19 protein-coding genes are annotated in these 23,394 nt (G+C 45.2%); 11 read left to right on the top strand and 8 right to left on the bottom strand.

Annotated elements, in window-relative coordinates:
- From ACTRWI_RS16440 to ACTRWI_RS16430, 3 genes are all read right to left on the bottom strand, one after another.
- Nucleotides 1-975 (bottom strand): HlyD family secretion protein, encoded by a 975-nt coding sequence (locus tag ACTRWI_RS16440; RefSeq protein ID WP_499132864.1) that lies wholly within the window; start codon nt 973-975, stop codon nt 1-3.
- Between the two features lie 3 nt (nt 976-978).
- Entirely contained in the window at nt 979-2,436 is a 1,458-nt protein-coding gene (locus tag ACTRWI_RS16435) for a TolC family protein (protein WP_499132863.1), read from the bottom strand.
- Nucleotides 2,437-2,650: 214 nt separating this feature from the next.
- Nucleotides 2,651-2,878 carry a hypothetical protein gene (locus ACTRWI_RS16430; protein ID WP_499132861.1) on the bottom strand — a complete coding sequence of 76 codons (228 nt, stop codon included), beginning with the start codon at nt 2,876-2,878 and terminating at the stop codon, nt 2,651-2,653.
- Between the two features lie 618 nt (nt 2,879-3,496).
- Here ACTRWI_RS16430 and ACTRWI_RS16425 point away from each other — a divergent pair.
- The 6 genes from ACTRWI_RS16425 to ACTRWI_RS16400 all read left to right on the top strand — a co-directional run bounded on the left by ACTRWI_RS16425 (nt 3,497) and on the right by ACTRWI_RS16400 (nt 10,950).
- Complete coding sequence (locus ACTRWI_RS16425; protein WP_499132860.1) at nt 3,497-5,149, top strand: sensor histidine kinase; 1,653 nt, start codon at nt 3,497-3,499, stop codon at nt 5,147-5,149.
- Nucleotides 5,150-5,210: 61 nt separating this feature from the next.
- Entirely contained in the window at nt 5,211-5,906 is a 696-nt protein-coding gene (locus ACTRWI_RS16420; RefSeq protein ID WP_499132858.1) for a response regulator, read from the top strand.
- A 436-nt stretch (nt 5,907-6,342) separates the two neighbouring features.
- Nucleotides 6,343-7,845 (top strand): glucose-6-phosphate dehydrogenase, encoded by a 1,503-nt coding sequence (gene zwf, locus ACTRWI_RS16415; RefSeq protein WP_499132857.1) that lies wholly within the window; start codon nt 6,343-6,345, stop codon nt 7,843-7,845.
- Nucleotides 7,806-8,558 carry a 6-phosphogluconolactonase gene (pgl, locus tag ACTRWI_RS16410; protein WP_499132855.1) on the top strand — a complete coding sequence of 251 codons (753 nt, stop codon included), beginning with the start codon at nt 7,806-7,808 and terminating at the stop codon, nt 8,556-8,558. Before zwf ends, pgl begins: the two co-directional genes overlap by 40 nt.
- 29 nt (nt 8,559-8,587) lie before the next feature.
- On the top strand, nt 8,588-10,036 hold the full coding sequence (gene gnd / locus ACTRWI_RS16405; RefSeq protein ID WP_499132854.1) for a decarboxylating NADP(+)-dependent phosphogluconate dehydrogenase: 1,449 nt from the start codon (nt 8,588-8,590) through the stop codon (nt 10,034-10,036).
- A gap of 500 nt (nt 10,037-10,536) precedes the next feature.
- The gene (locus ACTRWI_RS16400; protein ID WP_032554115.1) at nt 10,537-10,950 is read left to right on the top strand and encodes a VF530 family protein; all 414 of its coding nucleotides are present in this window, start codon (nt 10,537-10,539) and stop codon (nt 10,948-10,950) included.
- A 121-nt stretch (nt 10,951-11,071) separates the two neighbouring features.
- Here the strand turns inward: ACTRWI_RS16400 and ACTRWI_RS16395 are convergent, their stop codons facing one another.
- The 5 genes from ACTRWI_RS16395 to ACTRWI_RS16375 form a co-directional block, all read right to left on the bottom strand.
- On the bottom strand, nt 11,072-11,263 hold the full coding sequence (locus tag ACTRWI_RS16395; protein ID WP_499132852.1) for a hypothetical protein: 192 nt from the start codon (nt 11,261-11,263) through the stop codon (nt 11,072-11,074).
- A gap of 223 nt (nt 11,264-11,486) precedes the next feature.
- Nucleotides 11,487-12,245: a sulfite exporter TauE/SafE family protein gene (locus ACTRWI_RS16390; protein ID WP_499132850.1), complete on the bottom strand. Its 759-nt coding sequence runs from the start codon at nt 12,243-12,245 to the stop codon at nt 11,487-11,489.
- A gap of 197 nt (nt 12,246-12,442) precedes the next feature.
- Complete coding sequence (locus ACTRWI_RS16385; protein ID WP_499132849.1) at nt 12,443-13,963, bottom strand: tripartite tricarboxylate transporter permease; 1,521 nt, start codon at nt 13,961-13,963, stop codon at nt 12,443-12,445.
- 10 nt (nt 13,964-13,973) lie between these two features.
- Nucleotides 13,974-14,474 carry a tripartite tricarboxylate transporter TctB family protein gene (locus ACTRWI_RS16380; protein WP_499132847.1) on the bottom strand — a complete coding sequence of 167 codons (501 nt, stop codon included), beginning with the start codon at nt 14,472-14,474 and terminating at the stop codon, nt 13,974-13,976.
- 240 nt (nt 14,475-14,714) lie between these two features.
- A complete protein-coding gene (locus ACTRWI_RS16375) occupies nt 14,715-15,686 on the bottom strand; it encodes a tripartite tricarboxylate transporter substrate binding protein (RefSeq protein WP_499132846.1) in 972 nt (323 codons plus the stop codon).
- A 778-nt stretch (nt 15,687-16,464) separates the two neighbouring features.
- Here ACTRWI_RS16375 and ACTRWI_RS16370 point away from each other — a divergent pair.
- The 5 genes from ACTRWI_RS16370 (at nt 16,465) to prpF (ending at nt 23,384) form a co-directional block, all read left to right on the top strand.
- Nucleotides 16,465-17,184 (top strand): GntR family transcriptional regulator, encoded by a 720-nt coding sequence (locus ACTRWI_RS16370; RefSeq protein ID WP_499132844.1) that lies wholly within the window; start codon nt 16,465-16,467, stop codon nt 17,182-17,184.
- Between the two features lie 38 nt (nt 17,185-17,222).
- The gene (gene prpB, locus ACTRWI_RS16365; RefSeq protein WP_499132843.1) at nt 17,223-18,119 is read left to right on the top strand and encodes a methylisocitrate lyase; all 897 of its coding nucleotides are present in this window, start codon (nt 17,223-17,225) and stop codon (nt 18,117-18,119) included.
- A 159-nt stretch (nt 18,120-18,278) separates the two neighbouring features.
- On the top strand, nt 18,279-19,469 hold the full coding sequence (prpC, locus tag ACTRWI_RS16360; protein WP_499132842.1) for a bifunctional 2-methylcitrate synthase/citrate synthase: 1,191 nt from the start codon (nt 18,279-18,281) through the stop codon (nt 19,467-19,469).
- Between the two features lie 78 nt (nt 19,470-19,547).
- Nucleotides 19,548-22,202: a Fe/S-dependent 2-methylisocitrate dehydratase AcnD gene (gene acnD / locus ACTRWI_RS16355; protein ID WP_499132841.1), complete on the top strand. Its 2,655-nt coding sequence runs from the start codon at nt 19,548-19,550 to the stop codon at nt 22,200-22,202.
- A 9-nt stretch (nt 22,203-22,211) separates the two neighbouring features.
- Nucleotides 22,212-23,384, top strand: a complete 1,173-nt coding sequence (gene prpF, locus ACTRWI_RS16350; RefSeq protein ID WP_499132839.1) for a 2-methylaconitate cis-trans isomerase PrpF — start codon at nt 22,212-22,214, stop codon at nt 23,382-23,384.
- The last annotated feature ends 10 nt before the right edge of the window (nt 23,385-23,394 follow it).

The raw sequence follows: 23,394 nt of genomic DNA, 5'->3' as shown, positions 1-23,394 counted from the left end.
CTAAAGCTCAACCACAAGGCTCATACCCATGCGCAGTGTTTCGCTTGTATCTAAAGGGCGAGCTTCTACTTCAAATGTACGTAAGTCAAAGCCTTGCGCAGCATCGGTTGAACGCCAAGTTGCAAAATCACCCATAACAGCAATATGCGTCACTTGGAAAGTCAGCGACTTATCTAAAGCGGGTAGGTAAGCTTCAAATTGTGCGCCTTTCTCAAAGTGCTTGAGCATATCTTCACGGACGTTAAGTATCGCCCATGTGTCTTTAGTATCGATCACAGTGACAACTGGAAACCCTTGTGGCGCTAGCTCTCCGCTACTCAGTAGTACTTGAGATACTTCACCGCTGAACCAGCTGTGGATCTGTGTGTCCTTTGCATAAGCTTCGACTTCAGCGACTGCACCAGCGGCCATCAAGGCTTTTTGAGCGGCAGCCACTTTGGTCTCATCACGAGCACCCTCCTGTGCTAGCTGATACATCTGGAAAGCTGCGCTTTCTGTGTATTTTGCTGCTTGCCACTGTGTCTTGGCTTCATCACGCTTTTGCTCCGCGACTACGCCATCGTTGTAAAGGTTGTTTACACGCTGGTAGGTTTTTTCCATTAAATCAGCGGCTGCTTTGGCTTTCAGCCATTGGTCTTTGGCCGCTTGGATTTGTTGAGTTCGTGCGCCATTTTCTGCTTCTTGAGCCAGAGCTCCAGCCGCTTTTTCACCTGCCTTAGCTTGTTCTAACTTTGCGTCAATTTCTGGGCTCAGAAGAGAAAAGATCAATTCACCTTTCTCAACAGAGTCGCCTTTGCGTACAAATACTTCGTCAATTCGGCCTGGCACTTTCGAAGAGATACTGTATTGCTGAGCATCGATTTGGCCTTGAAGCTTTACGGGCTGAGGTTGGTATGCTTGGTAAAAACTGTATCCGACCCAGCCAACAATGCCGATAACAACTATAGATAGAAGAAGAGGCTTAATAGGTTTCATGAATTATCCTTTTGACTGGCTAGCGGTGTCTGTTTTTGAGTCGAAATCAGACGTGAAAGAAGAAGTTAAGTAGCTCGAATAAGCATTCATTTCGCTGCTTAGCGCTAAAAGCTTGTTGAGAGATATTAGGTATTTAAATCGTGCAGCAGATTGCTGTGTTTTGATGCTCGCAAGGTATAGCTCAGCGTCAACCACCTCTAACGAGTTAGAGAGCCCTTGAGTGAAGGCTTTTTTGCGAAGTAGCAGATTCTCTTGAGCTAGCGATAAGCTAGAGTTTAGTCCTTGGACTTCTTCAATAGCTTGGTTTGCTTCGAGATAGGTCTTTTGCACCAACACGGTTAAATCTTGCTTCGCTTGTGACTTTAGGAATTTAACTTGCGATACTGCACTGTGCGCCGCCGCCACTTTGTCTGAACGACCTGAAGTGTCGAGTAGTGGCACGTTAACACCGATTCCGACTAACCAATCTGGTTTCATTTCGCTGGCGAGTGAATCGTCTTCATAGAGGTTGTAATCTCCGTATAGGTAAACCTCTGGGTAGTACTTGCCTTTTTCTGCTTTGATTAAGCTACTTGCTTGCTTCTCTTTCGCATCGAGAATTTTTAGGCCCGGATAAGTCATCAATGTTTGATCAATAAACACATCCATATGAGGTAGGTTTTTGTTGATAAACAGTTGCTCTGAAGGTTCAACGCTTTGGCTTTGACCGAGAATTTGGGTAAGGGCTAATTGAGCAATCTTAAGATCATTCTCAGCTTTGGTGCGTTCCACTACCGCTTTATCTAATGAAGCGTCTGCTTGAAGGCGTTCTACTCGTGCAATTTGCCCTTGTTGCTCAAGCTTAATGGCAAAGTCACGATGTTGAGTTAAGCCAGCTTCGACTGCTCGACGCGTTTTTACTACATCTTCAGCTAAGATCACTGAGAAGTAGTATTTGCTTAAGTCTTCGTAGCGAGCCTGCTTTTCCATCAAGAGTTGGCTCTGTGCTTCTTCGCTTTTACCTTCAGCTGCACTTTGTGCTGCGGTAATTCGACCGCCCGTAAATATCGGCCAAACTGCTCGAATGGAAGAACTGAAGATATCTTGCTCGGTGATGGTTGAAGTGATGCCTCCGAGAGATGAAACTAGTCCAGGAGCAATGGCTCCGATACCAGATAAACCAGCCGGGACGCTACTCAAGCTATCGGCAAACTGTTCACCATTAATCGTCACGTCGCTATCAAGGTGAGTGTAGTTAACGCCTAGCGTCACTGAAGGCAGATTTAGGCTTCTAGTTGCATTTTGGAGATGCTGGTAACGCTCAACATTAGCTTGTTGAGCTGCAAGAGAGTTGTTGTTCTCTTGGAGAATTTGCCACGCCTCAGAAAAAGTGAGCGGAGCTGAATAGCTTGGCGTACTGATAGTTCCGAAAAGGATACTGGCAATCGCAAGGCATCGGAATGTCGGTTTGGTCATCTGCATTAGTTACCAAATTAGAGTATTAACTCTAATATTAACAGGGGGATCATCATTTGTCTTGAACAGATTACCTCATGTGGGCAAATAACCTAATCAATCGTTAACATAATGTGAATGCTATTAAGGATTTAGTGGCTTAAGACAAAGAAACAAAAAAAGCACGCCCAATCGTGCTCTTTAAGTTCTTTAAAGAAGGAATTACTACAAATGGCGGGTGCTATTTAAAGCTTGGGCAATGGTGGTCGGCGCGCCACACCAAATGTCTTGAACCTTGCATCGTTTGTAACAAATCTCTACCTGACATTTGCGGGAAAGCTAACAACACTTTTAGATCGAGAGGGGAAGTCTCATTCTTCTCATATGCTCTGACATGAGTAAAAGTAGATTGTAAGTTTTTGAACAGCATAGCCTTTGTAAGGCAGATTCCAAAAGTATCGCGTTTCATTGTCTGGTTTCCTTTTCAACAATGTTTATACGTTATGTTTTTATCCGGTTTCTATTGGACGTTGCCACTGATCGATACTTCCTGCTCATCAATGCTTTATTGTTGGAGGCTGCATTTTTTTCAGTCACCTCTTCGTTGCCAAACTAGCCGGTTGTGAAATAGCGATGGATGAATAGGGGAGAATACTTGATCCGTTTGTTCATCATTCGTAACGGCGAGCGCGCAATTTTTACTTATCGATACGTCCAGTGAGTGAAGGGTTGTTGCTTTTCTGTTAACCGAAAGTCTTGTTTAAAACGCTCTCTTAAAGTTGTAACGTATAGTTTTGCAACAATAAACTCCTTCATATGCAACCATTATAATTGTATTTACTTCAGACAACCTAAAAAACACCTAAAACCTTAGTGATCTAGCTCAACTTTTGTTCGAATGTTTAAGTTTTTAAACTAACCCGATCTAAAAGTGTACGATTGGTGCGAGTGTCGAACATAAAGGGATATCAATTAACAATTTAGTTAATTATTTAGTTGAGCAATAGTCACAAATTCGGATTGGCGTAAAGGTGCTGTGGTTAACTTAGTGTTAACATTGCCGGCTAGGCACTAGGGACGGATTTATATGAAATGGAGTAGTATCAGCTTCAGAAAAAGGCTGCTGATCATCATGACGGTCACTGGCCTTGTTGAGCTGTTGATTCTTTCAGCGGCAGGCTTTGCTTATATAAAACAATCTCAAGAGCAAGAGATGGGCCTGAAAGCGCTCGGTGTTGCTGATTTTCTTGCTGAGTCTCCGCTTGTGACACGCATTATTCAAGAAAATGGAACCTTAAACTCTCATGGTACCCCTCATATTCTTTCACAAGAAACTCAAGCCAAATTCCGAAACCTTACTCAGCTGATTGGTGCTGCTTTTATCGTTGTCGGTGACGAGAAGGGCGTTCGTTTGATTCACCCCTATGACGACAGGCTTGGTAAACCAATGCGAGGCGGCGATAACCAAAAGGCCTTGGTGCATGGGGAGTCCTATGTGTCGACCGCGAAAGGCTCTCTGGGCTTTTCAGTACGTGGTAAGTCATCGGTTAAAGATGCTGATGGCACGATAATTGGTGTTGTCTCGGTCGGTTATCTTTTAGATTCCCTACAAGACAGAATAGAACCTTATTTGGCTTTTTTGATTGTGATGGCATTGCTGGTGGTAGCGGTTAACGCTCTTATTTCAAGCTACGTTTCTCGTCGTTTCCAACGCGCTATCTTGGGGTTTGAACCCGAAGAGATCGGCCGCCTATATGTAGAACTTGATGTGACTATGAGTACGGTTAAAGAGGGCATCTTGAGTATCGATAAGAATGGTATTTTGCGCTCAATAAATAAGAGCGCCTGCGATATTTTATCTATCGACAGAGAATCCGCACTTAATCAACAGCGTCTTTCCGATGTGTTGGTTGGCAGTGACTTGGAGCAGCTGCTATCGACAGGTGATACTGATCATGACGTGGAGCTGTATCTCAATAACAAACGAATCATCGCCAACCGAAGCCCAATCATTGTAGCGGGTGAGGTGGTAGGGGCGGTATCCAGTTTTCGATTGCGCGATGAGATTAGTGACTTAACGGATCAGCTTTCGCAAACCAAAGAATATGCAGATTTATTACGCTCACAAACGCACGAGCATAAGAACAAGCTAAACACAATCAGTGGCTTGATCCAGATGGGTGAGTTGGAATCTGTTCAGCAATTGATTGGGCAAGAGACAGCGCACTATCAAAGCCTTATCGAGTTCTTGAGAGAAACGGTAAAAGATCCACTGATTGTGGGTATGCTGCTAGGCAAAACAGAGCGTGCACGTGAGATAGGCTTAGAACTCAAAGTTGAAGAGGGGTCTAGGCTAGAAGCATTACCAAGTTGGCTGAATGCTGATGACGTTGTCACTATTCTTGGTAACCTGGTTGACAATGCTTTTGATGCGATGATGTCAGCGATAAAACAAGAGGGGCAGATTGTCCCTTCACGTCGAGTGATTGAGGTGTCTATCAGTGATTTTGGTAATGAGATCATCGTGGAAGTTGAAGACAAAGGATGTGGACTACCCAAGCATTTAGCGATCGATGCGCTGACTGAAAAAGGGGTGTCGAGTAAAGCCAAACAAAACCGCGGTGTCGGCTTGTATTTGGTTAAGCAGCTCACTGACCGCTATCAAGGGCAGTTAGAAATGGCTGACAACAACGACTTTGGCTCGCGCATGACAGTGTATTTGCCGAAAGAAGAACAATAAAACGTGAGTGATCCTATGAAGAGCACCGTGACAAAAAATAATGGTTAAGGGAAGAACTTAAATGAACGCAACCACGAGAGTCATGGTCATTGAAGATGATATTGCGATTGCAGAACTTCACCATCGCTATCTAGAGCAGATGGGAGGTTTTGATGTTGTCGGAATAGCGACCACCCATTCTGAAGCGTTAATGCAGCTGGATATCTTAAAGCCAGATTTAGTGCTTTTAGATGTGTATCTGCCAGACGGCAGTGGGCTTGATATTCTTAATCATGTTAGAGGTAACAACCAAGAGTGTGATGTGATTTTAATTACCGCAGCCCGAGATGTGGACACCTTACAGATAGCTATGCGGGGTGGTGTGGTGGATTACCTATTGAAACCAGTCATGTTTCCTCGCTTGGAAGCTGCGCTGAAGAAGTATCAATCACAGCAACAAGAGTTCGAGAGTGTGTCAGATCTTAACCAAGGTTTGGTCGATAAGATGTTGCAAGCCAGTGCTAAAGCTGACACTGCGAAAGTATCGACGTTGCCTAAAGGGATCGATGGCGTAACGCTCGATAAGATTCGCGCGATTTTTCAACAGGTAGATTCTGCGAACATCACGGCTGATGAGGCTGGTGAACGCATTGGTGCAAGCCGTACTACAGCACGACGCTATCTCGAGTTTTTGATTACTACTGGAGAGTTAGCCGCTGATTTGAATTACGGTACGGTGGGACGACCTGAACGTTGCTACAACAAAGCCACAAGGTAGCGTATCTATCCTTCCTTTTGAGAGATAACCCTTTGCTAGCCTAAATGAGTAAAACCAGTTGAATAATCTGGTTTTACTGTCTTTTTCGCTTCTCTCTACTCACTCCACAGACAAGCTGCCATTCTTTCTCGGCTACCATGTTCGAGAATTCCGATTTACTTCTGTTTCAACTCTTGAGAAATCTATGGTCGATTATATTTTGTTCGAAAAGAGTCAATATTTAATCGATTGCCTTCACAGTGGTTGATGTAAATCAAATACTCATAGACAATACTGTCCCGAATAGTGGTGATAGTATTCACCCTCGTTTACCAAACGCATTCTCAAGTGTAATAGGCACTTGCTATTGATGTAATAGCCAAGACCTATTATCTATTTTCGTATGTCGCTGATATCTTTAGCGAATACTAAAAACCTTGTTTTTATAGGAAAGATGATGGTAATACCTGAAAACAGCAGCATCGTTATTTTTGGTGCGTCGGGAGATCTAACTTACCGTAAGTTAATTCCTGCTTTGTACCACCTGTATGCTAGCAATCAACTACCAGAATCCTTTGCGATTCTTGGAGTGAGCCGTACTGAGTACAGCGATGAGTCTTACCGTGAGAAGCTGAAGAAGTCTCTTCAGGAAATGGAACAAACTGAACCAGAGACGCTGAATGCATTTATTGAACATTTGCATTACCAAGCGATCAACACTTCAGATGTAGACGATTACGCTCGCTTAGCACAACGTCTAGACAAACTTGATCAAGACTACCAATTCGAAAACCACAACACTTTGTTCTACTTGGCAACGCCTCCAAGCCTGTACGGTGTTATCCCAGCAAACCTTGCTGCGCATGGCCTTAACGATGAAACGAATGGCTGGCGCCGTCTGATCATCGAGAAGCCATTTGGTTACGATTTAGCTTCTGCTCAAGCGTTAGATGAAGAGATCCATCATCACTTCCAAGAACACCAGATCTACCGTATCGACCACTACTTAGGTAAAGAGACGGTACAAAACCTTCTAGTGCTTCGTTTCTCAAACGCGATGTTTGAACCATTGTGGAACCGTAACTTTATTGATTACGTTGAAATCACAGGTGCAGAGTTCCTTGGCGTTGAAGAACGTGGCGGCTACTACGATGGTTCTGGCGCTGTTCGTGATATGTTCCAAAACCACTTGCTACAAGTATTAGCAATGGTTGGTATGGAACCACCAGCTCAAATTAATGCTGACTCTATTCGTGACGAAGTGGTTAAAGTTCTTCAGTGTTTGAAGCCTCTTGAAGAAGAAGACCTGCGTAAAGATCTAGTGCTAGGTCAGTACACTGCTTCTGATGTTCGCGGCCAGCATTTGCTTGGCTACCGTGAAGAGCACGGTGTTGCAGATGACTCTCGTACTGAAACTTACATTGGTCTGAAAGCACACATCAATAACTGGCGTTGGAATGGGGTTCCATTCTACGTGCGTACTGGTAAACGCTTACCAACGCGCGTAACGGAAATCGTGATTCACTTTAAGAACACGCCGCATCCAGTATTTGGTCAAGATGCACCAGAGAACAAACTGATTATCCGTATCCAACCGGACGAAGGTATTCAGATGAGCTTTGGTTTGAAAGAGCCGGGCGCAGGCTTCAAAGCAAAAGAAGTGAAAATGAACTTCTCTTACTCTGATTTGCCAGAAACTCAAATGCTAACGGCTTACGAGCGTCTGCTTCTTGATGCGCTAAACGGTGACGCCACTCTGTTTGCACGTACCGATGCGGTAGAAGCATGTTGGAAGTACGTTCAACCAATCTTAGACTTTAAACAAGATCCTCAAGCACTGTTTGGCTATGCTTGTGGTACTTGGGGCCCACAGGAAGCGGATGAACTTCTTCAACGTGATGGCCGCGCATGGCGTTTCCCATGCAAAAACTTAACAGACACGGATTACTGCGAACTATGATCAACCACAAGATCTTTGAAACGCCAGAGCTAGTTGTTGAAAACCTAGCAAACGAAATGAAAGCATACAGCGAGCATGGCAAACCTGTTCACATTTCACTGTCTGGTGGTAGTACACCTAAAATGCTTTTCAAACTATTGGCTCAAGCGCCATACGCAGAAGGCATTCAGTGGAACAACCTTCACTTCTGGTGGGGTGATGAACGTTGTGTTGCACCGGATGATGCAGAAAGCAACTACGGTGAAGCAAACGCACTTCTATTCTCTCAAGTAAATCTTCCTGCTGAGAACATCCACCGTATTCGTGGTGAAGATGAGCCAAAAGCAGAAGCAGAACGTTTCGCTAAAGAAATGACTGATGTGATTCCTTGTGAAAACGGGACTCCCGTTTTCGATTGGATTCTGCTTGGTGTTGGCGCAGATGGCCACACGGCTTCACTATTCCCGGGTGCAACGAACTACCAAGATGAGAACCTGTCTGTGCTGGCTTCTCACCCTGAGTCTGGTCAAATCCGTGTTTCTAAAACTGCGAAAGTTTTAGAAGCAGCAAAACGAATCAGCTACCTAGTACTGGGTGCAGGTAAAGTTGAGATCGTTAAAGAAATTCATACTACTCCTGCTTCAGAGTTGCCTTACCCGGCAGCGAAAATCCAGTCTAAAACTGGTGAAACAGAGTGGTTCCTAGATTCAAATGCAGCAAGTGCTATCGTATAAGTGCGACTAGCCGCAAGGAGATATAAATAATGAAAGGTGATATCGGTGTAATTGGCCTAGCAGTAATGGGTCAGAACCTTATCCTAAACATGAACGACCACGGCTTCAAAGTTGTGGCTCACAACCGTACTGCCGAGAAAGTAGACGAGTTTCTGGAAGGTCCAGCTAAAGGCACTAACATTGTTGGTGCTTACTCTCTAGAAGAACTAGTTGAGAAACTAGAAACGCCACGTAAAGTGATGCTTATGGTTCGTGCTGGTGACGTTGTAGACACGTTCATCGACAACCTAATCCCACTTCTAGACGAAGGCGACATCATCATTGATGGTGGTAACACTAACTACCCAGACACTAACCGTCGCGTAGCGCACTGTCGTGAAAAAGGCATCCACTTCATCGGCACTGGTGTATCTGGTGGTGAAGAAGGTGCTCGTTTTGGACCTTCAATCATGCCTGGCGGCGCAGCTGAAGCTTGGGAAGCGGTGAAGCCAATCTTCCAAGGTATCTCTGCTAAAACTGACGCTGGCGAGCCTTGCTGTGACTGGGTTGGTAACGACGGTGCTGGTCACTTCGTTAAGATGGTACACAACGGCATCGAATACGGCGATATGCAGCTTATTACTGAAGCTTACCAGTTCATGAAAGATGGTCTAGGTATGTCTGCTGACGAGATGCAAGCAGTATTCGCTGACTGGAGTAAGAATGAGCTAGACAGCTACCTAGTTGAAATCACTGCTGACATCCTTGGCTACAAAGATGAAGACGGTGAAGCGCTAGTTGAGAAGATCCTAGACACTGCAGGTCAAAAAGGTACGGGTAAGTGGACTGGTATCAACGCACTAGACCTAGGTATTCCTCTAACGCTTATCTCTGAGTCTGTATTTTCTCGTTGCCTATCAGCACTGAAAGATCAACGTGTTGAAGCTGAAACTCTATTCGGTAAGACAATTACTCCAGTTGAAGGTGACAAGCAAGAGTGGGTTGATGCACTACGTCAAGCTCTACTAGCTTCTAAGATCATCTCTTACGCTCAAGGCTTCATGCTAATGCGCGAAGCATCTAACGAGAACGGCTGGGATCTAAACTACGGTAACGTAGCACTAATGTGGCGTGGTGGTTGTATCATCCGTTCTGCATTCCTAGGTAATATCCGTGATGCGTACGAAGCAAACCCAGACATCGCGTTCCTAGGTTCTGACGAGTACTTCAAAAACATCCTACAAAGCAGCCTAGCGGCATGGCGTAAAGTAGCAGCGAAATCCCTAGAGTCTGGTATCCCAATGCCATGTACGATTTCTGCGTTATCTTTCCTAGATGGTTATACAACTGCACGCTTACCAGCTAACCTGCTTCAAGCTCAACGTGACTACTTTGGTGCTCACACTTACGAGCGTACTGACCGTCCACGTGGTGAGTTCTTCCACACAAACTGGACTGGTACAGGCGGCGACACTGCTTCTACAACTTACGACGTATAATCGTAGTCAGAAGCTGTTAAGAGCTCAGACGCTCTTAAAAGTGAAAGCTAGAAATCAAAAGGATGCCAATTGGCATCCTTTTTTGTTGTGTGTGGTTTAGTTAACGCTTGATATTAGATTGAGATCTTGCAGGTTAAGTAGTAACTAAGCTGTCATGGCTTGCGGTTGGATATCGTCTTTATATTGCGTACGGATAAAAGACAATAACAATAAAAAATAAAGGTTATTTCAGTTTGTTCTCATTATTTTTGTTAACTCGCACTTTTGTTTGTGTAGGTCCAAACAACAGCTAGCCCAAATGTTGAGTGTCAGAGCATTTAATGAACGTTTTAAAATTAAATGAAAAGATAAATAGGATAACCGACGCGCTTTATGCCATCATAACGACATAAATAAGGGCAATGGACATAATGCCTAAGTGATTGAGCAAGAAGCGGTCAGTGATGACGGTGTTCTCGCGTATATTCAAGGCGTTGATCTGCCTTGAAAAAGGTAATGTTATGACTGAAGAAGAAAGAATCGAACTGCAACGAAATAACCCACTGCATGGCTTAAAGCTTGAAACCATGATCACTGAATTAGTGGATCATTATGGTTGGGAGATTTTAGATGCAGCAATGCGTATGAACTGCTTTAACACTAAGCCAACTATCGCAAGCGCTGTTAAATACCTTAAGAAGACTGAGTGGGCTCGTGAAAAGGTCGAAAACTTCTACCTTTACCGTTTCAAGCGCATGCCTAAAGCGTCTGATATTGAATACCAAATGCCTCCGCGTTCACGTACATTCCGCCATGGGTTAGAGCCTCGTGAGCCCATGGAGTTAACAGTCGAGTCGATTCAAGCTTCACAAGCTAAAGCGGCTTCTGCATTTAAAGCTCGTCGCGGCGGCAACGGTCGTAACTTTCGTCGATAATAAGAAAGCGTCGATAAATTGGGCGCCTCTAGAAACGAGCGTTACGCCAAAAAAGCGATGAACACAAAAAAAGGAGCCTAAGCGCTCCTTTTTTGTGTGCTCAGCTTACTGCTATCGAGTCTTAAGCTTCGCGATTTCTCTTTTGGTTCTTCCAGATATCGACGACATAAACGATGGCGCTGACCAGTATGAAGAGCGCAGATACAGAAAACAGAGCAGGCATTTTTAAGATCCACGCGAACGTTGCGGCAAGAAAAGCCACAAAGCAAATGAGTCGACTTGATGACATGACATGACCGAGCTTAATGTTCATAACGCCTCCTAATTAAGTCTCATTTTCGACAGGAGAATCATCCCACTTTGTTCATAATAAAGGCTAAAAAATAGCCTAAATTAATATCAAATTTACTAATTCGATGACGGTATTCACACATTCCAAGTTGGCTATTATATAAGTAATAGAATAGTGGTCTGGCTAGTTCGAGAGTAAAGTTGTGTAGGTAGTCACTCTTGCGTGAGTAACAAAAATTCCGCGTTTAACTGGCGTAAAAGAAGTAAGCCGTGATTAAGAAACTAGCAATGATCACTGTATTTCGAACGTATTGTTGTGGGATACGACGAGAGACTTTGGCTGAGTAATAACCACCAACTAAGGTTCCCATTAAAACTGCCATACCCGATGGCCAGTCAATTGAACCTTTGACAATAAAAAAGACTATCGCAGCGAGGGAAGCACAAGCCGAAACCAGTAACTTGATACCATTCATAACATTAATATTGGTGTAGCCAGCCAGAGACAAGTAGCTCAATGTCACTATGCCTAAACCCGCATTAAAATAGCCGCCGTAGATACAAACAATCAGCAGTAACAGCGCTGAAAAAAATGCCCCAACGCTGGTGGCGTGTTTGTGTTTCGCGGTTGCTTGCTGAAGCCATTTGTTTAGTGTCCCACCAAAGGTAAACAGAACTGCGGCAAAAAGCAGTAACCAAGGTACAGACTGGGTAAATAGAGCCTCTGGCGTGTGCAATAACAAGAAAGCACCAATACCGCCACCGAGCACACATAAAGCAATAACGAGTTTGAGTTGCTTGGTACCGGACTGTATCTCATGACGCAAAGCGTAAGCGCCACTGGTGTAGCCGGCACAAGAGGCGAAAGTATTCGTGGCGTTGGCCGCAATCGGAGGGACGCCAGCAAACAATAGAGCAGGGAATGTTATGAAGCTGCCACCTCCAGCAATAGAGTTAAGCACACCACCAATTACTCTTGATAAAAATAGAATCAACCAATCCATAGTTTTGAATCCAACGCGTTAAATGACTGGTTACCTTACTTTATTTTGTTAAGAATATCAGAGCTGAGCGTCTTAAAAGCGTGAGTTTGTGAGTTTGCTTCCATCTTAAAGCTGTGTTTATTCTCAGCAGCGGATAAAAGAAAAGGAGCCAGAGGCTCCTTTTGGGTTGCGTATTTTGCACTATGTGTGAGTGCTGGTTACGCCTCGACAGGTTTTGTTCTAAAGCTCTTGAAGAGCTTAACCAGAATTGGGCTTGCAAGAACCAAAACGGCTAGGATCGTGAATGTCATCGTAATTGGGCGTTCCCAAAGGAAGCTCAGTTCACCGTCGCTGATCATAAGTGCACGTCTTAAGTTCTCTTCCATCAAACCACCTAAGATAAAGCCAAGCAATAGCGGTGCGAGAGGGAAGTTAGCCAGTCTCAACGCAATGGCAGCCATCGCAATAATCAGCATCACAAATACATCCATGGTGTTGAAAGAAACCAAGTAAACCCCTGTGATTGAAAAGAACAAAATCATTGGTAGCAATACGGTTCTCGGTACCGCTAGTAGCTTAGAGATATACGGAATCAGTGGTAGGTTCAAGATAACCAGTACGATGTTGCCAAAGTACATAGAGATGATTACCGACCAGAATACATCTGGATGCTCAACAAACAGACGAGGACCTGGCTGAATACCGTAAGCGATTAATGCGCCAAGCATAATAGCTGTTGTACCAGACCCAGGAATACCAAGCGTTAGCAGTGGAACGAATGAGCCGCTTGATGCTGCGTTGTTTGCTGATTCTGGAGCAACAAGACCACGAATGCTTCCTTGACCGAATTCTTTCTGTTTGTTTTTTGGTGCAAGGCTACGCTCCATGCCGTAACTTAAGAATGCCGCAATAGTGGCACCTGCGCCCGGTAGTACACCTGTAAAGAAGCCAAGGATTGAAGAGCGAATTGAAACAGGCGCGACTTCTTTGATCTCTTCTTTGGTCACTTTCATGCTGCCGATATCAGACATCTTCTGGCTTTCTTCAGCACTGGTGTCTTTTTCTGGCTTAAGAATGCCCATTAAGGTTTCGCCCAGTGCAAAGGTTGCCATCGCCAATAGTAGGAAGCTAAAGCCGTCCATCAAGTCGGTTAGGCCCAATGTGAAACGCTCAACACCAACACCTTTGTCGATACCTACGGTTGATAGCATTAAGCCTAAGATAGTCATCATCCACGCCTTGATAACCTGACCAGGGCCAGCAAACGCTGCTACAGCAGAGAGACCTAGTAGCATCAGTGCAAAGTAGTCAGAAGACTGGAAGCTCAGTGATACGCTTGCTAGCGCCGGAGCTGCAATCAAAAGCATGATCGCTGAAAGCGTACCACCAGTGAAAGAGGAGTAGGCCGCAAGTGCTAGTGCTTTACCTGCTTGCCCTTTTTGCGCCATTGGGTAGCCGTCGAAAGCGGTTACAACTGTTGAAGAACACCCTGGAGCGTTGATTAGAATAGATGAGGTTGAGCCGCCAAATACCGCGCCATAGTAAACCCCAGCCATCAAGATAAGGCCAGAAGAAGGGTCTAGACCGTAGGTGATAGGGATCATTAGAGCAATAGCTGAGATTGGACCTAATCCAGGAAGCATACCGATGAAGGTACCAACGAAACAGCCCACGATAACCATCATGATGTTCATTGGCATCACGGCGGTCGAAAGTCCTTGTAAAATTCCGTCTAACATAATGTTGTCCCTACCAAAGAGTGAAGATTAAGCCAGGCTCTAGGTAGATATCTAAGCCTTGAGTTAAAAGAAGAAAGAACGCGATAACGAAAGGAAACGATGCGCCAAACAAGATTGACTTGCGACGCTCACCAAGTAAGTAAAAGCCAGCAAGTAAGAAGAAACTTGTTGCTAAAACAAAGCCTAGGTATGTCAGCCCAACGCCGTAAAACGCCATTAGTGCTAAGAAACCAATCAGTAGTTTCCAGTTCAAAGGTGCGGTTTCACACTTCAGCTTTTTGTCAGGTTGGCCAGTAACAAGTAAAATCAGTGAAAGGCCGATGCCAATGAAAGTCAGCAGGGTAGGTAGTGTTCTCGCGGTAAAGGGTTCGTACTCATCACCGGGAAATAGCGGAATTAGGGTAGTTTGATAGCCGTAGCACAAGCACGCTAGCATGAAGAGCATTGCGCCGAGACGATCACTCGAAAGCAGAGACTCTCTGCTAAAAAATTTGGTTGGTAAGTCCGACATATCCAACTCCATTTGGGGTGTATAGAAAGTAAAAAGCCGTATATGAGCGAGTTAATGAGTAATGTCTGGGATCACTAACCGAAGGTAAGCGAATTACAGTGCTGCATTAGCTACTTGCGTCTACAAAGAATCGGCAAGCTTTGGTAATACGTTACGAATAAACAAAGGAGTTTTAGTAAACTCATGTACGGCGAAACAAGGAAAGAGTAAGAGGGCACCATGACCCTCTATCGTTATTGGTTACTTCAAGAAGCCTAGCTCACGCATTAGGTCGCCCATCTGTTTTTCTTGAGCTTCTAAGAAGGCGTAGAAGTCTTTGTCGGCTTTGTAGTTATCGATCCAACCGTTACGGTCACGAACCACTTGCCACTCATCGGTTTTGTACATTTTGCCTAACGCTTCGTTCCACTCATCGATCTTCGCTTGGCTTGTGTTTGGAGCCGCGAAGAAGCCACGCCAGTTGGCAAATACAGTTTCGTTGCCGTACTCGGTGAGTGTCGGGATATCTGGCGCTGCTTCAAGACGTTTCGGAGCCGTTACTGCCAGTACTTTTACTTGTCCAGATTTAGACATCTCTAATACTTCACCAAGACCAGTTGAAAGCAGTTGTGTCTCACCAGAAAGTAGTGCAGCCATCGCTTTACCACCAGCATCGTAGGCAATATAACGAACTTTCTTAGCATCAAAGCCTTCTCCTTTGAATGCCGCTGCAACCACTAGGTGATCCATGCTGCCTCGCGCAGAGCCACCAGCGATTTTTACCTTACGAGGGTTACTCTCGAACTCTTTTACTACGTCTTTCCAAGTGTTGTATTTAGAATCCGCAGACGCCACTATCGCACCGTAGTCAGCAATCGTTGCAGCAACCGGTGTTAGGTCGCGGAAAGATTGAGGGAAGATCCCCGTTAGTGAACGCACAACGATAGGGGTAGAGTTCACCATCAATGTGTCTTCTTGACGTTGTGCCGTTTCGATTAGGTGAGCAATGGCCTTACCACCACCGCCACCAGATAGGTTTTGAAAAGAGACACTTTCTACGATGTCTGATTTTATCAGTACATCACCAGTACCACGCGCCGTCATATCCCAACCGCCACCAGCGCCGCCAGGGATTAGGAAGTGGAGTTTTTCTACATCTGCAGCAAAAGTGTTGAAAGAAAAGGTGGCTGCGATAATAGAAGCCGCAAGAGTAGGTTTCAGTGCCTTGAACATGGTTCACGTTCCTTATGTAGGGGATCTCTTCAGTGGAGAAAACTTATGTTTTATACCTAGCTGCTAAACATCACTCTTGAGTGTTGCTAAGCAGATGAAGAGAAAGTTAACCCTGTGTTAAGAAAATGTCTTTAATGCGGCGATATTGGGAATAAAGAACTTTGGGTTAATAAAGTTCATAAAGTTCACGGGAAGTGATGAGAAATTCATTTGTAATGAAGGGGAAGATATGACGTAGTAAAAAGAGAAATGTTTCACAGATGTTAAATGTATGGGCTGTAATTATTCTGTGCATACAGAAAAGCACGGGTTTACCCGTGGATGAATGCCAACTCCAAAATTACAGCGTAAGCTGTTTGTAATTTTGTTCAACGCTTTAGCGTTGTCATGGTAAGTACCCCGGGCATGCCCGGGGGAATCTTTTCAAGGATAGAATATTGACAAACACAAAAATCTCATTACGGGTGACCGTTGGCGGGATGTTTTTACTTGCTCGTTAATGTTAGTAATCAAAAAGCGTGTAAAACGGTAAATTTCCATACGTACTGTTTCGTCCCATATACTTTCACTTGACTCGCAGCGCTGCTAATACCTCATCGGGTTCTGCTAACTATAATTCACCAATCCAACCTCATATTGTTCAGTTTTTCTGCGTCATACCTTAGTCTAAAATGTCGACAATTATCTTGATTGTCGACAATTTGATCGTGTATTTTATGTTCATGTTGTTAAATTGTTGACAGTTTGAGTTCGACAATGAGAAGTGAGCAGAGTGAATATGAATACTGCGATAAAAGATCTTACCTTAAGCGCCAACACAAAAACGCGTGTTGGTGACAAAGAAAACACCAAGTCAGAAAGCCTGACGGAATACCTGGTTGAAGCGATAGTCAACGGTGACTTAGCTCCGGGCAGCAAGATATCTGAACCCGAGTTAGCTAAACGCTTTGAGGTAAGCCGAGGCCCATTACGTGAGGCGATTATGCGCGTCGAAGGGCTAGGGTTGATTGAGCGGATTCCTCATGTTGGCGCACGAGTGATTACCTTTTCTGCTGACAAGTTACTTGAGCTTTACGCGGTTCGCGAGGCTCTAGAAGGCATGGCTGCAAGGCTAGCAGCAAGACACATCACACAAGAAGAGCTTATTGGGCTTGAGGGATTATTGTCGACACATTCAAAACATATCGATGAAGTAGAGGGTTCTTCCTACTTTCATCAACACGGCGACTTCGATTTCCATTATCGAATCATAAAAGCCAGCCTCAACAGCAAACTTATTTCTCTATTGTGTGATGAGCTTTACCACTTGTTGCGCATGTATCGCTACCAATCGCCACGTGCACAGTCTCGACCAAAAGAGGCGCTTGATGAGCACAAATATATCCTACAAGCAATTCGTAACCGTGATGAAGAGCTGGCAGAGATGCTGATGCGACGGCACATATCCGGTAGTCGTCTGCTTATCGAACAACAAATTCAATCCAAAGATATGGATTAAAAAACTTACAAAAACAACATTAAACAGGGAGCGTCATTATGAAGTTATCAGCAGGGGCGAAGTTCCGCCAAGCTGTGCAATACAATGATCCACTGCAGATCGTCGGCACGGTGAATCCGTACTGCGCGATGATGGCAAAGAACTTGGGTCATCAGGCAATCTACTTGTCTGGTGGAGGTATCGCCAATGCGTCTTACGGTTTACCTGATCTGGGTATTACCACATTGAACGATGTGTTGGTGGATGTGGAACGCATTACCAACGCGTGTGATTTACCTTTGCTGGTGGATATTGATACGGGATTTGGCGGGGCGTTTAATATTGCACGAACCATTCGAGCGATGGAAAAAGCAGGCGCTGCTGCTATTCACATGGAAGACCAAGTGGCTCAGAAGCGATGTGGTCACCGACCAAATAAAGCAATTGTTAGTCAAAAGGAGATGGTCGATCGAGTAAAAGCGGCAACCGATGCAAGAACTGATGAGAGCTTTGTGATCATGGCTCGAACTGATGCTCTGGCCGTAGAAGGTATAGACAGTGCGATTGAACGCGCGATCGCGTGTGTTGAAGCGGGTGCGGACATGATTTTCCCTGAAGCGATGAATCAGCTCGACCAATACGTTCAGTTCTCTGAAGCGCTCAAATCAGCAATAGGTAAGCATGTGCCAATCTTGGCCAATATCACCGAATTTGGACAAACTCCACTCTATAACTGCAAAGAGCTGGCGCAATCTCATGTTGACATGGTGCTTTATCCACTCAGTGCATTCCGCGCAATGAATAAAGCGGCAGAGAATGTTTATAAGCACTTACTAGTTGAAGGTAATCAGGATGCACTGTTGGATTCAATGCAAACTCGTAAAGAGCTTTATGAACACCTGAATTACCACGACTACGAGAACAAGCTGGATCAATTGTTTTCGAGTGAAGAATAAACACAGTTTTAAACATTAAAACATCAACTTAATCTAATAACGTGAATGGTTAGTTAGTCACATCGAGACCGTGAAATTGAATGAGATAGTTGCGGTCACTGAATATAAATAGTCAGCACCAAAGAGTGCAGGGCGGCTAACCCAGAAAAGGAGTTCATCATGTCTGTATCTTTGAGTGATCAAGCAACTGTCAATAATGCTTTAGCAGTAAACCAACAAGCAAGTGCAGCACCAGCGATTGGTGGCGCCGGTCTACGAGGGCAAAGCGCTGGGTCGACGGCGCTATGTACGGTTGGCAAATCAGGAACGGGTTTAACTTACCGTGGCTATGACATAACGGACCTTGCGAATCATGCTCAATTTGAAGAAGTAGCATACCTGCTATTAAGAGGTCATTTACCCAGTGAAAAAGAGTTAGACGACTACAAAACATTGTTGATTGGTTTACGTGGTTTGCCTGAACCGTTGAAAGCCGCTTTAGAGCTTATCCCTGCAGACGCTCACCCTATGGATGTGATGAGAACAGGCTGCTCAATGTTGGGTAACTTAGAGCAAGAATCTGACTTCTCTGAGCAGCTATCAGCAACAGAACGTATGCTTGCACTTTTTCCTGCCATTATCTGCTATTGGTATCGCTTCAGTCACGATGGTGTGCGAATTGATACACAGGATCAAAACGAATCATGTTTGGGTGGCTACTTTTTGAAGATGCTAACGGACAAAGCACCGAGTGAGCTGCATAAGAAGGTCATGCACTGTTCGCTAACGCTTTATGCCGAGCATGAGTTTAATGCCTCTACCTTTGCAGCTCGGGTTTGTGCATCAACACTGTCGGATATTCATTCGTGTGTCACAGCAGCGATTGGCACATTAAGAGGCCCTCTCCATGGCGGCGCGAATGAAGCGGCAATGGACATGATCCAAGATTGGAAAACCGTCGATGAAGCTGAAGTGAACATCATGGAGATGCTTGCTAATAAAGACAAAATCATGGGCTTCGGTCATGCCATTTATCGTGAGAGTGACCCACGTAACGCGCTAATTAAACGTTGGTCAAAAGAGCTAGCACAAGAAGTTGGCGACGAGCAGCTTTACGCGGTATCTGAACGTGTTGAAGCGGTAATGAAACGTGAAAAAGGCCTGTTCTGTAATGCGGATTTCTTCCATGCTTCTGCCTATCATTTCATGGATATCCCAACCAAACTATTTACGCCTATCTTTGTGATGAGTCGTCTTACCGGTTGGACGGCGCATGTGTTCGAGCAAAGAGAAAATAACCGCATCATTCGTCCAAGTGCAGACTACACCGGGCCAGAGCATCAAGACTGGCTACCTATTCATTTACGTTAATCCTTCTGTCTCAAGGCGACTCACATGTCGAGTTGTTCTTGAGAGCCAATGAGTAGAATTTTAGATAATGGTGGATGTATGTCTGATGTGAAAATAGAGAAAAACCAGAGCATTGAACAAGATATAGGCGTTGAAAATAGCCAATACAGAAAGGTTCTTCCGGGAACTGGCTTAGAATATTTCGATGCCCGTGAAGCAGTAGACGCGATATCTGCGGGCAGCTATAAAACCTTGCCATATACGTCGAGAGTATTGGCGGAGCAATTGGTAAGACGCTGTGAACCTGCAGTTCTTGAAGATAGCTTAAAACAGATCATTGAGCGCAAGAGCGACTTAGACTTTCCTTGGTATCCCGCGCGTGTCGTGTGTCATGACATTCTGGGCCAAACCGCTTTAGTAGATTTAGCGGGCTTAAGAGATGCGATTGCTGACCAAGGTGGGGACCCAGCCAAAGTAAACCCAGTGGTCGAAACTCAACTGATTGTGGATCACTCTTTAGCTGTCGAGCATGCAGGATTTGATAGCGAAGCGTTTGATAAAAACCGCGCAATCGAAGAGCGTCGCAACGAAGACCGTTTTCATTTTATTGAATGGTGTAAAACAGCGTTTAAAAACGTTAGTGTGATTCCTGCAGGCAATGGAATTATGCACCAGATTAACTTGGAAAAGATGTCTCCGATCATTCAATCTAAACAAGGTATCGCGTTCCCAGATACCTGTGTTGGCACCGACAGCCATACGCCTCATGTTGATGCGCTGGGCGTTATTGCGATTGGTGTCGGTGGATTGGAAGCAGAGACAGTGATGCTTGGTCGCCCGTCGATGATGCGTTTGCCAGATATAGTGGGCGTTAAACTGACTGGTCAGCGACAAGAAGGCATTACAGCAACCGATATTGTACTTGCTATTACTGAGTTTCTTCGCAATGAAAGGGTGGTTTCAAGCTACTTGGAATTCTTCGGTGAAGGCGCTCGTGCACTGACTATTGGTGACCGTGCAACTATCTCAAACATGACGCCTGAATACGGTGCGACGGCAGGCATGTTCTACATCGATGAACAGACCATTCAATACCTTAAGTTGACAGGGCGTACTCCTAAGCAGGTTGAGTTAGTCGAGCTTTACGCTAAGCAAACCGGACTGTGGGCGGATGATCTCGATTCGGCTCAATATGAGCGTGTACTCGAATTTGATTTATCGAAAGTTGGACGAAACCTTGCAGGACCTTCGAACCCTCATCGCCGCTTACCAACCAGTCAACTTGCCCAGCAAGGTATCAGCAAAGCTTCTTGGAAAGCCCAACTCGTTGAGCAATATAGCGAAGAGCAAATGCCAGATGGCGCGGTAATTATTGCCGCAATAACCTCTTGCACCAATACCAGTAACCCAAGAAACGTGGTAGCAGCGGGACTAGTGGCGAAAAAAGCCAATCAACTTGGTTTGGTTCGAAAGCCATGGGTGAAAACGTCATTTGCTCCGGGGTCTAAGGTTGCCAAGCTTTATCTAGAGTCAGCAGGTTTGCTTACAGAGCTGGAGCAGTTGGGTTTCGGGATTGTTGGATATGCATGTACGACTTGTAACGGTATGAGCGGGGCTCTGGATCCTCAAATTCAACAAGAGATCATTGACCGCGATCTCTATTCAACAGCGGTGTTATCAGGAAATCGAAACTTTGATGGTCGAATTCATCCCTATGCTAAACAAGCTTTTCTAGCGTCACCGCCATTAGTGGTTGCTTATGCCTTGGCTGGTACGATTCGCTTTGATATCGAGAAAGACAGCCTCAGCATAGACAACAACGGTAACCCTATCTATTTAGATGACTTGTGGCCGAGTGATGCGGAGATCGATGCGGTTGTTGGCGAGCATGTTAAACCACAACAGTTCCAACAAATTTACGTGAAAATGTTCCAGCCAGATGATGAGCAGCTAAGCAGTGAGCCGCTTTACGACTGGCGACCTAAGAGCACTTATATTCGCAGACCGCCTTATTGGGAAGGTGCGCTCGCAGGTGAACGAAGCCTGTCTGGTATGAGACCTTTAGCAATTCTAGGTGACAATATCACCACCGATCATCTGTCACCATCAAATGCGATTCTTGCATCAAGTGCGGCAGGTGAATATCTCGCCCAAATGGACGTTCCAGAAGAGGACTTTAACTCTTACGCGACTCACCGTGGTGACCATTTAACGGCACAAAGAGCCACCTTTGCTAACCCGAAACTGTTCAACGAAATGGTCAAAGAGTCAGGTTCCGTGGTCCAAGGTTCACTAGCTCGAGTTGAGCCCGATGGGCAAGTTACCCGAATGTGGGAAGCGATAGAAACTTACATGAATCGTAAACAACCTTTGATCGTTGTTGCTGGCGCTGACTATGGACAAGGTTCATCACGAGACTGGGCGGCGAAAGGCGTGCGATTAGCGGGTGTAGAAGTGATTGTTGCTGAAGGCTTTGAGCGAATCCACAGAACCAACTTAGTGGGTATGGGCGTTTTACCTCTGCAATTTAAAGAGGGGACGGACCGCAACACATTACAACTCGATGGCACTGAGCTTTACGATGTGTATGGCGACATCCAAGCGGGTTCAGATTTGGCGTTGGTCATTACTCGTAAAAGCGGCGAAAAACTTGATGTGCCTGTGACCTGCCGATTAGATACGGCAGATGAAGTGAGTGTGTATAGCGCTGGTGGCGTATTACAACGCTTTGCAAAAGACTTTCTCGAGCAATAGGAGCCTGTGATGAACGTTAAACAGATAAAAGTCCCAGCAACTTATATGCGTGGAGGCACCAGCAAAGGTGTTTTCTTCTGCTTGAATGACTTACCAGAAGCTGCACAAGTTACGGGGCCTGCGAGAGACGAGTTTCTTCTGCGTGTGATTGGCAGCCCAGATCCTTATGGCAAGCAAACTGATGGTATGGGAGGTGCGACGTCCAGTACCAGTAAAGCCGTTATCGTATCGAAGAGTGGTAAAGCTGGTCACGATGTTGATTACCTCTTTGGCCAGGTAGCTATTGATAAGCCGTTTGTCGATTGGAGCGGTAACTGCGGTAACTTGTCTGCGGCAATTGGTCCGTTTGCTATACACAGTGGTTTGGTCGATTTAAGTCGTATTCCGGAAAACGGAGTGGTCGAAGTGCGAGTATGGCAAGCGAACATAGAGAAAACCATTATTGTTCATGTGCCCATCGTGGATGGTGAAGTCCAAGAATTGGGAGATTTTGAGCTCGACGGTGTGACTTTCCCCGCAGCTGAAGTTCAGGTCGATTTTTTAGACCCGACAGATGGGAGTGGGTCGATGTTTCCGACGGGAAATGTGGTCGATTTCTTAGATGTTCCAGAGCTAGGTTGCATCAAGGCGACTTATATTAATGCGGGAATACCAACCATTTTTATTGATGCTGAATCGGTCGGATATAAAGGTATAGAGCTTCAATCAGACATCAATAGTGATCTAAACGCCTTAGAAATGTTTGAGTCTATCCGAGTGCATGGCGCAGTTGCGATGGGACTTATTGATTCGTTAGAACAAGCGGAATCACGTCACCACACCCCAAAGGTTGCCTTTGTGGCCAAGCCTCAAGCGTATCAAGCTTCAAGCGGCAAGTCAGTTGCTGTCGCTGATACCGATCTGTTGGTCCGTGCTTTGTCTATGGGGCAGCTGCATCACGCCATGATGGGCACAGCTGCGGTTGCGATTGCTTCAGCGGCAAGTGTCCCCGGGACTTTAGTGAATTTAGCGGCGGGAGGAGGCTCTCGTGACTTTGTGACTTTTGGTCATCCATCAGGAGCGTTAAAGGTTGGTGCTAAAGCGATCCAGTCTGAAAATGGATGGAAGGTAGAGAGGGCGACCATGAGTCGCAGCGCCCGAGTGATCATGGAAGGTGCCATTCGTGTGCCTTTTTCTAAATAAAGCGATGTTG

The organism is Pseudoalteromonas sp. G5_S1_14_S5 (assembly GCF_054968605.1).
This window is presented reverse-complemented; position numbering and strand designations above follow the sequence as displayed.